This is a genomic window from Spirillospora sp. NPDC048823 (assembly GCF_043198445.1).
Classification (GTDB): domain Bacteria; phylum Actinomycetota; class Actinomycetes; order Streptosporangiales; family Streptosporangiaceae; genus Spirillospora.
In genome coordinates, this window is sequence record NZ_JBICUT010000019.1 from 70423 (window position 1) to 85004 (window position 14582).

Sequence of the window (14582 nt, forward strand, 5' to 3'; positions counted from 1 at the left end):
AGAGGCTCATGCCACGGCCGTCCGGCGAGGTGCTCCCATGACTCCCCGCCCGGACCCCTGAAACCGGGCGGTTCTGGTGTGACCGCGGTGGCCTTGCCGAAAACTCCTACGCCGGCTCGGCCACCGTCGCGGTCACGGTTAAGACACTACGTTCGCGCCGCTCTCCGGCACGTCCCCCTCAGGGAGGGAACGCGCGTGGTACTCCAGGTGGACTCGCGCCGCCCGCATACATCCGCGCGGTGAGGAAAGCGCACGCCCCAGCGGTCACTATTGAGGGGTGACCTCCGACGACGACAAGGCCCGGACCGGACCCGACCCCGCGGGGTTCGGCCCGGCGCTCGCGCACCACGCGTGGCGGCTGTCCGGCCGGATCGTGGCGGGTGTGGGGCAACTGCTGCTGTGGATACTGACCGGCATCGGCACCCTGCTGCGCCCCCTGGCCGACCGGCTCGCCGTGCGGCTGAACGGCGGCATGGGACGCCGCCCGTCCCCCGGCATGCCCGGTGCCCCCGGAGCGCCCGCCGGCCCCGCGGAGGCGACGGCGCCGCTGCCCCGGTGGATCAACACGTGGCGGGAGATCGCCGGCTCCTGGTACTTCGCCCCGCTGACCGGTCTCGCCCTCACCATCGCCGCCCTCGGCGAACTGGCGCCGCGCGCCGGCTCGCCGATCAGCCTCGCGGCCGGGTTCGCGCTCGCGGCGACGCTCCCGCTGGTCTGGCGCCGGGAGAACCTGCGCCCCGTCGCGGCCGTGGTCCTCGGCGCGGTCGCCGCGAACCTGCTCACCGGCGAAATCCTGCTGATCACCACCGGTTTCGCGGCCCTCTACACGCTGTACGCGCTGGGACGGCAGCTGCCCCGCCAGTCCACCGGCGTCCTCGCGGTCGGCAGCGTGGCGACGCTCGCGGTCGTCTATCTGGCGGCGGACACGCTGGACGACATCCCGTGGCCGGCCGCGTTCATCGCCGTCCTCGCCGCGATCGGCCTCGGGGACGCGCGGCGCGTCGTGGAGTCGGCCGGACGGACCGAGGCGGAGGCCGCCGAACGCACCAACGAGACCCTCACCCGGCTCACCGCCGTCCAGCGGGAGCAGGCGGTGATGCGGGAACGCGCCCGCATCGCCCGCGAGCTGCACGACGTCGTCGCGCACTCCGTCTCCATGATCGCGGTGCAGGCGGAGACGGCCCCGTACACGATGGACGACCTGTCGCCCGAGGCCCGCGCCGGCTACACCGAGATCGCCAAGACCGCGCGGGACGCGCTGGTGGAGATGCGGCGGCTGCTCAGCGTCCTGCGCGCGGACGCCGCGCCGGAGCCGGAGGCGGCCAACTCGCCGCAGCCGCGCCTGGACCGGCTGCCCGACCTGATCGAGCAGCACCGCGGCGCCGGCGGCCGCGTCGACCTCGCCGTGCACGGCGACCCGCGCGCGCTGTCCACGACGGTGGAGCTGTCGGCGTACCGGATCGTCCAGGAGGCGCTGACGAACGCGAGGCGGCACGCTCCCGGCTCCGGAGTGCACGTCGACCTGATGTTCCTGCCGGACCGCCTGGCCGTCCGCGTCCGCGACAGCGGACCTCCCGCGCAGGACCGGGCGGGGCAGGGACCGCGGGGGCACGGGCCGGAGGGGCGGGGCGCGTCCGCGCCGACGAGGGTCCTGAACCGCGACGACCCCGCCTCCCGTACCGCGATAGTGGACCCCGCGGGCCAGACGTCCGCGGACCTCGGACGCACCCGGCTGGAGGCGCCGGAGTCCGGTGGCGGACACGGGCTCGTCGGGATGCGGGAACGTGCGACGATGCTGGGCGGACGGTTCTCCGCCGGCCCGGCCGCCGAGGGCGGGTTCCTGGTGGAGGCCGAGCTTCCGCTGACGAGGGAGGGGAATTCGACCCGTGGACACGGTTCCGAGGCGCCCCCGGGTGGCCGCTGAGCCCGTGAGGCGGCAACGGTGATCAATGTTCTGATCGTCGACGACCAGACGATCGTGCGGGCGGGGTTCGCCGCCCTGCTCGCCGCGCAGGACGACATCACCGTCATCGGCGAGGCCGGCGACGGGCGCGAAGCGGTCCGGATCGCCCAGCGCAGCCGCCCCGACGTCGTCGTCATGGACATCCGGATGCCCGGCATGGACGGCATCGAGGCCACCCGCCGCATTCTCGCGCTGCCCGGGGCGGAGGGCGTCCGGGTACTGGTGCTCACGACGTTCGACGTGGACGAGTACGTCTACGAGGCGCTCGCCGTCGGCGCGAGCGGCTTCCTGCTGAAGGACGCGACGGCGGACGAGCTCGTCTCCGCCGTCCGGGTGGTGGCCCGCGGCGACTCGCTGCTCGCCCCGCAGGTCACCGGACGGCTCATCCGCGAGTTCACCAAGCAGCGGCGCAACCGGCCGCAGGCGCCGTCGGAGCTGTCCACGCTGACCGCCCGCGAGTCGGAGGTGCTCGTCCTCATCGCGGGCGGGTTGTCCAACGGCGAGATCGCGGAGCGGCTGGTCGTCAGCGAGCACACCGTCAAGACGCACGTCGCGCGGGTCTTCACCAAGCTCGGCCTGCGCGACCGGGCCCAGGCCGTCATGCTCGCCTACGAGTCCGGCGTCGTCGTCCCCGGCGAGAACGCGTGTTGATCGCCGTCCCGGCCCGGCCGATCGCGATTTCGGCCCGCGCCCTACCGCCGGCGGAGTAGGCGCATGGCCTTCTCCTTCTCGAAGTCGAGTGCGCGGGTGGGCGGCGCGGACAGCCGTCCGATGCGTTCGCCCAGCTCCCGCACGTGCGCCTGCACCTGGGGTTCGGCCAGGACGCGCAACCCGAACGCCAGCTCGGCGGGGCCGATGTCGTAGCGCTTCTCCAGCGCGAGGGCGAGCGCGACGGCACGGAGCTCGGCGTCGCCGAACTGGCGGTGGCCGCCGGCGCGGCCGCTGCCGGAGACCGCCTCCCGGGTGGCCGGCAGCAGCCCGAGGGCCTCGCGGTAGCGGAGCATGCGGGGTGACGTACCGAGCCGCCGGGCGGCCTCCGTGATGCGCATGGGGCCAATTCTGACAAATTTGTGTCAGGAAGTCGCCCCCGGTCGTGCCAGGCGGTGCCCGCCGACCGTAGACTCACGCGTTGACGCCCCACGTCCACACGAGGATTGCGCACCGACCCCGCACCACCGACCCCGCACCACCGACCCCGCACCCCGCGGACCCGCCACCACCAAGGGAGCAACGAAAGCATGGACTACAAGGTCGCCGACCTTTCGCTGGCCGATTTCGGGCGCCGGGAGATCCGGCTCGCCGAGCACGAGATGCCGGGCCTGATGGCGGTACGCGAGGAGTACGCCGCCGCCCAGCCGCTGCGCGGCGCGAAGATCATGGGCTCGCTGCACATGACCATCCAGACGGCCGTCCTGATCGAGACGCTGGTGGACCTCGGCGCCGACGTCCGCTGGGTGTCCTGCAACATCTTCTCCACCCAGGACCACGCGGCCGCCGCGGTCGTCGTCGGCAAGAACGGCACCGCCGACGACCCGCAGGGCGTTCCGGTGTTCGCCTGGAAGGGCGAGACTCTCGAAGAGTACTGGTGGTGCACCGACCAGGCCCTGCAATGGCCGGGGGCCGACGGCGAGGCCGGCAGCGGCCCGAACATGATCCTGGACGACGGCGGCGACGCCACCATGCTGGTCCTCAAGGGCGCCGAGTACGAGAAGGCGGGCGCCGTCCCGACCGCCACCGCCGAGGACCCCGAGGAATGGGGCGTCATCCTCGACACCCTCCGCCGCACCATCGCCGACAAGCCCGGCCGCTGGACCGCGACCGCCGCCGAGATCAAGGGCGTCACCGAGGAGACCACGACCGGCGTCCACCGCCTCTACGAGATGGCGAAGGCCGGCACCCTCGCCTTCCCGGCGATCAACGTCAACGACTCGGTCACCAAGTCGAAGTTCGACAACAAGTACGGCTGCCGGCACTCGGTGATCGACGGCCTGAACCGCGCCACCGACGTGCTGATCGGCGGCAAGGTCGCGGTCGTGTGCGGCTACGGCGACGTCGGCAAGGGCTGCGCCGACGCGCTCCGCGGCCAGGGCGCCCGCGTGATCGTCACCGAGATCGACCCGATCTGCGCGCTGCAGGCCGCGATGGACGGCTTCCAGGTCACCACCCTGGACGACGTCGTCGACATCGCCGACATCTTCGTGACGACCACCGGCAACTTCAACATCATCACGGCCGAGCACATGGGCCGGATGAAGCACCAGGCGATCGTGTCCAACATCGGGCACTTCGACAACGAGATCGACATGGCCGGCCTCGCCAAGACCCCCGGCATCGAGAAGATCGAGATCAAGCCGCAGGTCGCCGAGTGGCGCTTCCCCGACGGCCACTCCATCCTCGTCCTCGCCGAGGGCCGCCTCATGAACCTGGGCTGCGCCACCGGCCACCCCTCGTTCGTGATGTCCAACTCCTTCACCAACCAGGTCATCGCGCAGATCGAGCTGTTCACCAAGACCGACGAGTACCCGGTCGACGTGTACGTCCTGCCGAAGCACCTCGACGAGAAGGTCGCCCGCCTCCACCTGGACGCGCTCGGCGTCAAGCTCACCGAGCTGACCAAGGAGCAGGCCTCCTACATCGGCGTCCACGTCGAAGGCCCCTACAAGCCCGACCACTACCGTTACTGAGTTCATTGCGTTGTTCCGGCTCCGGGCGCTGAGGGCGCCCGGAGCCGGAACAACGCGTGCGATTGCTGCATCGCTCCGGCTCGCCTGGCGGCTCGCTGCGCGATCAGGTTCTCGCAGGCTCGAAGCCTGCCTTCGGACGCAATCGCGACGGTTCGGGTCGCCGCGTGGCTGGTGTGTCGGCTGGTGTTGTCGTGTGGGTGGTGCGGCGGTTCGTGCATTGAGGGGGGTTGATGAGCGATATCGCGGACGCCTCGCTGGCGTATGAGGGCGTCAAGCGGATCGAGTGGGCCGACCGGAGCATGCCCGTCCTGCGGCAGATCCGTGACCGGTTCGCTGACGAGCGTCCACTGGACGGGCTGAAGGTCGCGGCGTGCATGCACATCACCACCGAGACCGCCGGGCTGATCCGCACTCTCCAGGCGGGCGGCGCGAGCGTCGCACTCGCCGCGTCCAACCCGCTGTCCACCCAGGACGACACGGCCGCCGCACTCGTCCAGGAGTACGGGGCGGAGGTCTTCGCGCGGGCGGGCATCGACCGTGAGGGCTACTACGCCCACATTCACCAGGCGTTGGAGACCCGGCCCGACCTCGTCCTGGACGACGGTTGCGACCTGGTCAACACGTTGCACATCGACCGCACCGATCTGCTCGGCACGGTCAAGGCGGGTTGCGAGCAGACGACGACGGGTGTCATCCGCCTGCATCAGATGGCTTTCGAAGGCGCGCTTCGTTTCCCGATGGTCGCGGTCAACGACACCGACACCAAGCACATGTTCGACAACCGGTACGGCACCGGCCAGTCGACCCTGGACGGCATCATCCGCGCGACGAACACGCTCCTGGCCGGTAAGACGATCGTCATCGCGGGCTTCGGTTACTGCGGCCGCGGCCTGGCCGAGCGGGCACGCGGCCTGGGCGCCCGTGTCGTCGTCACCGAGATCGACCCGGTCAAGGCCCTGGACGCGGCCCTGCAGGGCTTCTCCGTCCAGCCCATGTCGGAGGCCGCCGCCGACGGCGACGTGTTCATCACGGTCACGGGCAACCGCGACGTCGTGAACCGCGACCACCTCGCGGTGATGAAGGACGGCGCGATCCTCGCCAACTCCGGGCATTTCGACGTCGAGATCGACGTCCGCGCCCTGGCCGAGATGGCCGTCGAAGTCCACCGCGGCGTCCGCCCGCAGGCCGACGAGTACGTCCTGGCCGATGGGCGCCGCCTCGTCCTCCTCGCCGAGGGGCGCCTGGTCAACCTGGCCGCCGCCGAGGGGCATCCGGCCGCCGTGATGGACATGTCGTTCGCCGACCAGGCCCTCACCTGCGCGTGGCTCGCCACCGCCCACTCGACGCTGGCCACGGCCGTCCACGACGTCCCGAAGGAGATCGACACGGAGGTGGCGCGCCTCAAGCTGGCGTCGATGTCCATCTCCATCGACCTGCTGACCGAAGACCAGGAGGACTACCTGCACTCCTGGCGCATCGGATCCTGAGCCGATGCCCGCCGGCGCCTACCTCCACCTGGACGAGGAGCTTGAGGAGCGCTTCCAGTGCGCTCCGGGCCCCGGCGGCTGGCGTTACACGTCCCAGCGCTCGGACGGCGTCCGCGTGGACCTGGTCGTGGACGCGCGCTGGCGCCAGATCCGCCTCGAACTCGTCACATCGACCTGGTGGTTCCGGGGCGGTGTCACGGGCCCCGAGGTCGCCTGGGTGCGCGCGGCCGGTGAGACGGGCACCGAACACACCGAACGGGCGGCCGGCTTCATATCCGACTCGCCCGGCTTCCTCATCGCGGTCGCGCGCTCTCTGGACCTGGACGAGGACGCGGAGACGGACGTCCGCCTCGTCCGGTTGAGCGGCCCGTCCCTTGCGCCGCTGACGGCCACGTGGCGATGGCACCGGGCCGGAACGTCGACCTACGAAACCGATGCCGCACCGCTTCCGGTCACGCGGTACGACGTCACGGACCTGTCCACGGGCGAAGTCGAAGCGGTGCACGTCGCGGGCGACGTCGTCCTGGACGCCCCCGGCATCGAACTCACGGCCCTGGAATCCCCGCCCAACCTCCTCACCTAGCGCCCGTCACGCACGACGACGCGCGGATCCGGCCCCGGCCCCTGGGCGCGTCCCCAGGCTCGTCACGGAATGATCAACAGGCTGCCTTTATACGTGCCTGCCGATACCGTCTCAATCCTCACCATGATCAGGAGGTCGCGGACGTGTACGGCCAGACACCGGACCGGCAGGGGCAGCCGCCGCTTCCCCTCCCCCCGCCGGGCGCCCCCGCCCCGCCGCCCGTCAAGAAGCCCCCGAAGCTCGTGCTGGTGGGCGTAGGCGTCCTGGCGCTGCTCCTGGTCGCGGCCGTCGGCATCGCCAACTTCAGCGCGCTCGGCCCCACCGGCCCGCTCAAGGCCGAGCAGTGCGTCGACGCCGGCTTCGGGATGGACGCCGGCAACAAGGTCCCGGCCAGTGAACGAGTGCGGTGCGATGACTCCGAGGCCAAGGCCAAGGTGCTCAAGGTCACGGGCGAGGGGGAGGCCACCGCCTACCGGTTCGGCGCGCAGGCCCAGCCCGACTGCCCCGCCGGAACCGACGGCGTCACCAACGTCACGGTCAAGACCGGCGACAAGCACTACTTCGAGGCGTGCGTCCGCAACGTCAAGGGCCCGCACCCGGGCGACCCGGGCGCGGGCGGCGCGCTGCTCTCCGCCGGCGACTGCGTCAGCGGCGGCTCCGTCGGCTTCGGCAAGGAGGCGCCCTGCTCCGGCTCGAAGTGGTACGGCAAGGTGATCGCCCGGGTCGACACGGAGCAGTCCTGCCCGGCGAAGACGCTGGAGACGATGAAGATGCGGTCCTTCGGCGGCGGAGAGGTCACGCGCCCGGTCCTGTGCCTCGGCGCGGGCGGCGGCGTCCTGGCCACCGGCGACTGCATCGGCGACCCCTCCTTCAAGATCGGCGGCCCGGAGAAGGCCGACTGCGGCGGCCCCCAGGCCGTCGCCAAGGTCGTCGGCCGCGTGGCGGCCGAGAAGGAATGCCCCGCCGAGGCCACCCACTTCATGACGAGCGACGGCGCCTACCTGCCGGCGCTGTGCCTGAAGAAGCTACGCCCCACCCTGACGGAGAAACTCCGCTCCCTGGGCAACTGAGCGCCCGTCCGCCCTCACGTTCGTCCACCGCCCGGCTGAAACGCGTGACCGGGAATGCCGGCCCAATCCGGCGCCCAGGTGACGGTGCCGCGATGGCCGGGCCGCGTGGAGCTCAGGTGGTCGCGGAGTGAACCGAGCGCCGGGTGCGGGTTGTCGCCGCGCCAGATCAGCGAGTGCGGATAAACCGGCGTCGGGTCATGGACGGTCACGCGCCGCAAGCCGTAGTCGGCGGGCCACAGCAGCCGGGTCTGCTCGCCGACGAGGGTCGCCACCTCCGGAGAGCCGGCGATCACGTCCAGGAGGGGCTCGGTGTTGAAGCCGGGGCCGACGCGATCGATGGTCAGCCCGAACGCGGCGGCGAGTTCACCGTAGTAGGCGGCCCACTCGGTTCCGGGTATGAGGCCGGGCATCCAGATCCGGTGCCCGGCGAGTTCGGCGGGCGTGACCGCGCGGGCGGCCGCGAACGGGTGGGCCGGCCCGGTGAGGAGCTGGATCGCCTCATCCGAGACCCGCGCGGTTTCGACGGCGCCGGGGAGGAGCCGTGCGGGCACGGCGACGGCGCGGAAGGACGCGTCGATCGTCCCCGCCTGGACGGCCGCGATCGCCGCACCCGCGTCGAAGAGGGTCACGACATCGAGTTCGATCTCCGGATGCGCGCGGTGGAAGCCGCGGAGCAGACCCGCCGGTGCGAGCTGCCGCCCGATCACGTCGACGCGCAGCGCACGGCGGCCCGGCCGCACGGACGCGGCCGCCCGCTCTTCGGCGCGCAGGAGGTCGCGGGCGTGCGGGAGGAACGCCTGCCCGTCGATGGTGAGCTCGGCCCCGCGCGCGGTGCGGGTGAACAGCCGCACGCCGAGGTCCTTCTCCAGCACGGCGATCCGCTTGGAGACGGCCTGCTGGGTGATCGACAGATCTGCGGCGGCGTCCTGGAAGCGCCCCGCGTCCGCGACGGCGACGAACGTGCGGACGGCGTCGAGATTCACGGGGCAGAACCCTAGACCCACACGGCGGAAACCCCGGACCTACAACGAACCGTTGTAGCTCGCCCTCGACCGAGTTGTTTGATCCCGGGAAGCCCTGCTGGCTACGGTCACGTCGATCAACGTGAGGTTGTCGGCAACGGCGGGGGCGGGGCAAGGTGGGCACACGGTCGCTGGGCCGGCGGTTCGGGTGGCTCTGGACCGCGTACGCGGCCAGCACGCTCGGTACCTGGTTCGCGCTCGACGCGTTCCCTCTGATCGCGATCCTCGTGCTGGACGCCGGACCGGCGGAGGTGTCCCTGCTGTCGGCCGCGGGCCTGGCGGCGGGCGCGGCGGTCGCGGTGCTGCTCGGCCCCTGGGTGGAGTACAGCCGCAAACGGCGCGTGATGATCGCGATGGACCTGATCCGGTTCGCGGCGTTGCTGAGCGTCCCCACCGCCTTCGCGCTCGGCCGCCTCACCTTCGTCCATCTCCTCCTCGTGTCCGTCATCGTCGCCGCGTCCGGCATCGCCTTCAGGGCGGCGAGCGGGGCCTTCCTGAAAGCTCTCGTCCCGCCCGGTGACCTGCTCGTCGCCAACGGACGGTTCGAGTCCACGACCTGGACCGCCACCATGCTCGGGCCACCCCTCGGCGGGGCCGCGATCGGCCTGTTCGGCCCGGTGACGACCGTGCTGGCCGATGCGGCGAGCTACCTGCTGTCCGCCGCGGCCGTCCGCGCGATCGGCGGAAAGGAAGCACGCCCCTCCCGGACCGGTGCACCCCGGTTCCGAGCCGGCGACCTCCTCGAAGGATGGCGGTTCATCCTGACCCATCCGACGCTGCGCCCGCTGCTGCTCAACACGATCCTCGTCAACGGCCTGATCCTCGCGACCGCGCCGCTGCTGGCCGTCCTCATGCTCGGCGGCCTCGGGTTCGCCCCGTGGCAGTACGGCCTGGCGTTCGGGGTCCCCTGCGTCGGCGGCCTCATCGGCTCACGCCTGGCGCCCCGGCTCGTCACACGGTTCGACCAGCACACGGTCATGCTCACCGCCGGCGCGCTGCGCGCGTGCTGGCTGCTCGGGCTGGCCTTCGTCCACCCCGGCGTCACCGGCCTCGTGCTCGTCATCACCGTCGAACTCGGCCTGATCACCAGCGTGGGCGTGTTCAACCCGCTGTACGCCACCTTCCGCCTCCACCAGACCCCGCCGGACCGGGTCGCCCGCACCCTGACCGCATGGTCGGTCACCAACAACGCTGCCGCCGCGGCCCTGATCGCACTCTGGGGACTGCTCGCCGCCATCACCACCCCCCGCACCGCGATCGTGCTGGCCGGCCTCCTCATCCTGACGACCCCTCTCCTGCTGCCCCGCCGCGCCCGAACCCCCCCGCCCCGAACCGGACCTGGTCTCCGGCCCCACCTGAACCCGGCGGCCGCCTCTGACGTTCGGTAGGGAACCGTTGGGGCCGGGCTGACCTGCTCTTGCCCGGCGGCGGGAATGCCTCCGTTGTGAATGAGTGGTTCGTGCGGGAGATTGCGGACACCGGGCGGCTTCGGCTGTTCTGCTTCTTTGCCGCGTTCATCGCCGGATTCCTGTTCATCCGGTTCAGCGTGCGGATGATCCGGCGGCAGGTGCGCTGGTGGCCGGGGAACGTCACGCCGGGCGGGCAGCATGTTCATCACGCGGTGTTCGGCCTGGTGTTCATGATCGTCGGCGGGGTCGGCGGGCTGGCCATCGAGGACGGAACGTCCGGGTGGGCGGCGGTGACCGCGGCGCTCTTCGGGGTCGGCGCCGCTCTCGTGCTGGACGAGTTCGCGCTGGTGCTCTACCTGCGGGACGTCTACTGGAGCGATCAGGGCCGGCTGTCGGTCGAGGTCGTGTTCATCACGATCGCCCTGTGCGGGTTGATGTTGCTGGGCCTGCGGCCGCTGGGCGTGGACGAGGTCGCGGGGGACGGGTTGTGGAGCATCATGCTCGTTCTCGTGTTCGACGCGTGCGTGGCCGTGATCGCCTTGCTCAAGGGCAAGATATGGACGGGGGTCATCGGGTTGTTCGTCGGGGTGATCGCGCTGGTCGGGGCCGTCCGCCTGGCCCGGCCTGACTCGCCCTGGGCCCGGCGCCGGTACTCGCCCGATTCACGGAAGGAGCGGCGGGCACGGGTCCGTGAACGCCGGTACCGGCTGCCCGTGCAGCGCCTCGGCGATCGGCTGAGCGACCTCATCGCCGGACGCCCGTCCGCCAGATAATGCAGCTCAGCTTGGGCGTACTCGTGATCGATCTTTTCCAGGGGAGCGCGAACCTGGGTGCGGGTGACGACGTCCCACTGTGCGGTGGCCGTGGAGGCCGGGGGACCACGGACACCCCAAAGTCAGTAGGGGGACGGGCCGCCGAACATTTCGCTGAGGCGCGGTGCCAGTTCGAAGTCGCCGCGCAGTTCGAGGCGGCCGTCCATGAGCAGGGACGCGGGATTCGCGTCTGCGGTTCGCGGCGGCCGAGGGCGGCCTCGATGGCGGGGGCGAGACGTTCGGCTTTGGCGGCTTCGCGTTCGCGATGATCTGCTCGCGGGAGAAGCCACGGGAGTCCCGCCGTTCCAGGGACTCCTGCCAGACGTCGGTACGGCACGAGACCAGGCCCCCTCATGTCACCCGGTCGCCCTTGTCATCCGGTCGCCCTCCGGGTCAGCCTCACTCCGATTGGACGCCACGTCAATGAGCGCGGCGGGCCGGGAAGCGGTCGTGGTGGTGGACGCGTCCCGGCGGAGGCGGAGTGCCATGTGGGCCAGGAAGAAGAGGCCGGTCAGCAGGTAGCAGTTCGCGACGGGGACCAGGAGGAGGTGCGGGCTGAAGCGGAGCGGGTCGGCGTTGAACGGTGTCCACCACATGGGGGACAGGGCGAACAGGATGTAGCCGCAAACGGCGATGGTTCGGTTGCCGTTGCGAACCAGCACGGCCAGGGCCGGGATGATCCACACCCAGTGGTGCGCCCATGAGATGGGCGAAACCAGGAGGCCGGTCGCGCCCGTTACGGCGATGGCGGCCGGCCAGTCGCCGCGCCTTGCCCATGCGGCCGCTATCAGGAGTCCGGCGATACCGATGGCCGCTGGGATGGCCGTGTACCAGTCGCCGACCTCGGCCGTCCCTCTCAGGAGGCGGGTGAGTGCGCCCAACGGGGACTGGTTGCTGATGTACGGGACGCCCACGCGGGAGGCGTCGTAGAAGGTGTGGAGCCAGTAGAGGCGGGACGCGTCCGGTGCGATGGCGTACGCCAGGAGGGTGCAGACGGCGAAGGTCGCGGCGGCCGTGAAGGCGTCCTTCGTTCGTCTCGTCACGAGGAGAAGAACGATGAAGATGCCCGGTGTCAGCTTGATCGCCGTTGCGATGCCGATGCCGATTCCTGCGGAACGGCCCTGAGCGACCCGGTGAATGTCGGCGAGGACGAGGGCGAGCAGGAACAGGTTGACCTGCCCCTGGAAGAACGTGTGCCATACCGGTGCCAGAAGCAGGCCGCCGGCCACCGCGGCTTTGAGGGGGACGCTGCGGCCGGTCAGTTTCAGAGTGGTCGCGCAAGCCCATGTGAATGCGGCCAGCGAGGCGAGTTGCCACAGCAGGCGGGCGAGGGTGAGGGGCAGGGCGGCCAGGACGGTGAACAGCGTGGCCATGAACGGCGTGTTCGTGTACCAGTGGGCTGCGAGCTGCTCGTCATAAAGGCGCGTGCCGTCCGTCACGGCGTTCCCGCCGAGCCAGTAGATACGAAAGTCCAGTGAATCGTAGGTGAGGGAGAAGACCACGATTCCGAGAACTTCGATCGTCAGGAGGGGTATCAGCCAGCGCTTCATGCGAATAACGGTGGAGTCGGCCATGTCCGGTGGGCATCGGGCCATCGGACACATTCGCCAAGGGCGCGTGTGGCCCACGGGATTACGCCTGTGGGCCAATGTGCCGGTAAGGGGGCGGCGGTTACGATCGGCGCATGTCCGCCTTGCCGCTGAGCCGAGTGGGCCGAGTGCGCCGCGTCACCTGGACGGCCCTGCTGTGGTTCGCGGCCGTCGTCTACCCGTTCGTCCTCTTCGCGACGGTGACGAAGGGGACAGGCAACTTCGTCGCTTATGAAGTCCTCGCGTCGGCGGTGCTCACGGTGATGGCCGGGGCTCTCCTCCTGCGGCATCCGCTGCCCGCCCACGGGATACTGCTCTTCGCCTGGATCGTCGCCCTCGTGCAGATGCAGAACGGGTTCGTCGCCGGCCTGCTGGTCCTGATCACCGATCTCGGTGTCGGCTACATCGCGGCGAGCCGCCGGCGCCGGATCTCGGTGACCGTCGCCGTCGTGACGCTCGCCCTGCAGTTGCTTTCCGCCCTCGCGTTCCTGTCCGCGAACATTTCGGCGACGATCGACATCTTGATCCTCACCGTGGTTCTGGCGATGGCCGTCACCTGGATGGCAGGGAATTCGGTCCGGGTGCGGCGGGCGCATGCCGAGTCGCTACGGGAGCAGGCCACGGCGCAGGCCGTCAGCGCCGAGCGGCTCCGGATCGCGCGTGAGCTGCACGACATGGTCGCGCACAGCATCGGCATCATCGCCATCCAGGCGGGCGTCGGCGGACGGGTGATCGACACCCAGCCGGTGGAGGCGCGGAACGCGCTGAACGCCATCGAGGTCACCAGCCGCGAAACGCTGTCCGGGTTGAGAAGGATGCTCACCGCTCTGCGCAGGGACGACCCGGACTCCGCGCCGCTCGGCCCCGCCCCCGGCCTGGACGATCTCGACCGGCTGGCCGAGGCGGCGAAGGACGCCGGAGTGAAGGTCGGCATGAGCAGGCGGGGTGAGCGGAGGCCGTTGCCGCCGGACGTCGACCTGTCCGCGTACCGGATCGTCCAGGAGGCGGTGACGAACGTCGTCCGCCACGCGGGCACGGACGAATGCCGGGTCACCGTCGACTACCGGGACGAGGAGTTGTCCATCGAGATCGACGACGACGGGCATGGCGGTGTCGTCGGCACCGGATACGGGATCGCGGGGATGCGGGAGCGCGTGGGTCTGCTGCGCGGCGACTTCACCGCCGGTCCGCGTCCCGGAGGCGGGTTCCGTGTGGCGGCGCGGATCCCCCTGCCGGCGGCGGTCCGATGACGATCAGGGTCGTCCTGGCGGACGACCAGCCGTTGATCCGCGCCGGGTTGCGCGTGCTCGTCGCCGACACCCCGGACCTGGAGATCGTCGGGGAGGCCGGGACGGGAGCGGAGGCCGTCCGGCTGGTCGAGGACGTCCACCCCGACGTGGTCGTGATGGACATCCGCATGCCCGGCATGGACGGCATCGAGGCCACCCGGCGGATCACGGCGGCGCGTGTGCTGATGCTGACCACGTTCGACGACGACGACTACGTGTACGGGGCGCTGCGGGCAGGCGCCAGCGGCTTCCTGGTGAAGGACATGGCGCTGGAGGAGATCCTGTCGGCGATCCGCGTCGTCGCGGGCGGCGATGCGCTGATCGCGCCGAGCGTCACGCGCCGGCTGATCGAGGAGTTCGCCGCACGCCCGGAAGGCCCGCCCGCCCCCGAGCCGGCGGTCGCGGCCACACGTCGTCCCCCCGGCGGCATCACCGAAAGGGAACGCGAGGTGCTGACGCTCGTCGGACGCGGCATGTCCAACCATGAGATCGCCGGGGAGCTGTTCATCAGCGTGGCGACGGCGAAGGCGCATGTGGCGCGGCTGCTCGCCAAGCTGGACGCCCGCGACCGCGTCCAGCTCGTGATCACCGCCTATGAGATGGGTCTGGTGGCGCCCCCTACGGGCGGTAGTACTACCTGACGTGGTGACCTTCGCCGCGGTCGGATAATCTGG

At 70.9% G+C, this 14582-nt stretch carries 13 protein-coding genes; 10 read left to right on the forward strand and 3 right to left on the reverse strand.

The window, feature by feature from the left end; genetic code table 11:
- The first annotated feature begins 277 nt into the window (after positions 1 to 277).
- Both ACGFK0_RS32680 and ACGFK0_RS32685 read left to right on the forward strand, forming a co-directional pair.
- Positions 278 to 1924 (forward strand): sensor histidine kinase, encoded by a 1647-nt coding sequence (locus ACGFK0_RS32680; RefSeq protein ID WP_392911952.1) that lies wholly within the window; start codon positions 278 to 280, stop codon positions 1922 to 1924.
- Positions 1925 to 1942: 18 nt separating this feature from the next.
- Positions 1943 to 2614, forward strand: coding sequence for a response regulator (locus ACGFK0_RS32685; protein WP_392911954.1), 672 nt, complete (start codon positions 1943 to 1945; stop codon positions 2612 to 2614).
- A 41-nt stretch (positions 2615 to 2655) separates the two neighbouring features.
- Here the strand turns inward: ACGFK0_RS32685 and ACGFK0_RS32690 are convergent, their stop codons facing one another.
- Complete coding sequence (locus ACGFK0_RS32690) at positions 2656 to 3012, reverse strand: MerR family transcriptional regulator (RefSeq protein WP_392911956.1); 357 nt, start codon at positions 3010 to 3012, stop codon at positions 2656 to 2658.
- Between the two features lie 189 nt (positions 3013 to 3201).
- Here ACGFK0_RS32690 and ahcY (ACGFK0_RS32695) point away from each other — a divergent pair, with 189 nt between their 5' ends.
- The 4 genes from ahcY (ACGFK0_RS32695) (at position 3202) to ACGFK0_RS32710 (ending at position 7787) form a co-directional block, all read left to right on the forward strand.
- Entirely contained in the window at positions 3202 to 4647 is a 1446-nt protein-coding gene (gene ahcY, locus ACGFK0_RS32695) for an adenosylhomocysteinase (RefSeq protein ID WP_392911958.1), read from the forward strand.
- 230 nt (positions 4648 to 4877) lie between these two features.
- The gene (gene ahcY / locus ACGFK0_RS32700; RefSeq protein WP_392911960.1) at positions 4878 to 6134 is read left to right on the forward strand and encodes an adenosylhomocysteinase; all 1257 of its coding nucleotides are present in this window, start codon (positions 4878 to 4880) and stop codon (positions 6132 to 6134) included.
- A 4-nt stretch (positions 6135 to 6138) separates the two neighbouring features.
- Positions 6139 to 6717 carry a hypothetical protein gene (locus ACGFK0_RS32705; RefSeq protein WP_392911962.1) on the forward strand — a complete coding sequence of 193 codons (579 nt, stop codon included), beginning with the start codon at positions 6139 to 6141 and terminating at the stop codon, positions 6715 to 6717.
- Between the two features lie 143 nt (positions 6718 to 6860).
- Entirely contained in the window at positions 6861 to 7787 is a 927-nt protein-coding gene (locus tag ACGFK0_RS32710; protein WP_392911964.1) for a hypothetical protein, read from the forward strand.
- Positions 7788 to 7801: 14 nt separating this feature from the next.
- On the opposite strand, the gene ACGFK0_RS32715 is transcribed toward ACGFK0_RS32710, so the two are convergent.
- On the reverse strand, positions 7802 to 8770 hold the full coding sequence (locus ACGFK0_RS32715; RefSeq protein WP_392911966.1) for a LysR family transcriptional regulator: 969 nt from the start codon (positions 8768 to 8770) through the stop codon (positions 7802 to 7804).
- Positions 8771 to 8925: 155 nt separating this feature from the next.
- Here ACGFK0_RS32715 and ACGFK0_RS32720 point away from each other — a divergent pair, with 155 nt between their 5' ends.
- Together ACGFK0_RS32720 and ACGFK0_RS32725 are read left to right on the forward strand one after the other, a co-directional pair.
- Complete coding sequence (locus ACGFK0_RS32720) at positions 8926 to 10197, forward strand: MFS transporter (protein ID WP_392911968.1); 1272 nt, start codon at positions 8926 to 8928, stop codon at positions 10195 to 10197.
- Positions 10198 to 10268: 71 nt separating this feature from the next.
- Positions 10269 to 10991 (forward strand): hypothetical protein, encoded by a 723-nt coding sequence (locus ACGFK0_RS32725; protein ID WP_392911970.1) that lies wholly within the window; start codon positions 10269 to 10271, stop codon positions 10989 to 10991.
- Between the two features lie 395 nt (positions 10992 to 11386).
- On the opposite strand, the gene ACGFK0_RS32730 is transcribed toward ACGFK0_RS32725, so the two are convergent.
- Positions 11387 to 12604 (reverse strand): glycosyltransferase 87 family protein, encoded by a 1218-nt coding sequence (locus ACGFK0_RS32730; protein ID WP_392911972.1) that lies wholly within the window; start codon positions 12602 to 12604, stop codon positions 11387 to 11389.
- Positions 12605 to 12714: 110 nt separating this feature from the next.
- On the opposite strand from ACGFK0_RS32730, the gene ACGFK0_RS32735 reads away from it, so the two are divergent.
- Positions 12715 to 13869: a sensor histidine kinase gene (locus ACGFK0_RS32735; RefSeq protein ID WP_392911974.1), complete on the forward strand. Its 1155-nt coding sequence runs from the start codon at positions 12715 to 12717 to the stop codon at positions 13867 to 13869.
- On the forward strand, positions 13866 to 14549 hold the full coding sequence (locus tag ACGFK0_RS32740; protein ID WP_392911976.1) for a response regulator: 684 nt from the start codon (positions 13866 to 13868) through the stop codon (positions 14547 to 14549). Before ACGFK0_RS32735 ends, ACGFK0_RS32740 begins: the two co-directional genes overlap by 4 nt.
- Positions 14550 to 14582 lie beyond the last annotated feature (33 nt).

Coding starts and splice junctions, on each gene's coding strand:
- ACGFK0_RS32690 (WP_392911956.1), bottom strand. CDS start 3,012: ATGCGCATCACGGAGGCCGCCCGGCGGCTCGGTACGTCACCCCGCATG.
- ahcY (WP_392911958.1), top strand. CDS start 3,202: ATGGACTACAAGGTCGCCGACCTTTCGCTGGCCGATTTCGGGCGCCGG.
- ahcY (WP_392911960.1), top strand. CDS start 4,878: ATGAGCGATATCGCGGACGCCTCGCTGGCGTATGAGGGCGTCAAGCGG.
- ACGFK0_RS32705 (WP_392911962.1), top strand. CDS start 6,139: ATGCCCGCCGGCGCCTACCTCCACCTGGACGAGGAGCTTGAGGAGCGC.
- ACGFK0_RS32730 (WP_392911972.1), bottom strand. CDS start 12,604: ATGGCCGACTCCACCGTTATTCGCATGAAGCGCTGGCTGATACCCCTC.
- ACGFK0_RS32735 (WP_392911974.1), top strand. CDS start 12,715: ATGTCCGCCTTGCCGCTGAGCCGAGTGGGCCGAGTGCGCCGCGTCACC.
- ACGFK0_RS32740 (WP_392911976.1), top strand. CDS start 13,866: ATGACGATCAGGGTCGTCCTGGCGGACGACCAGCCGTTGATCCGCGCC.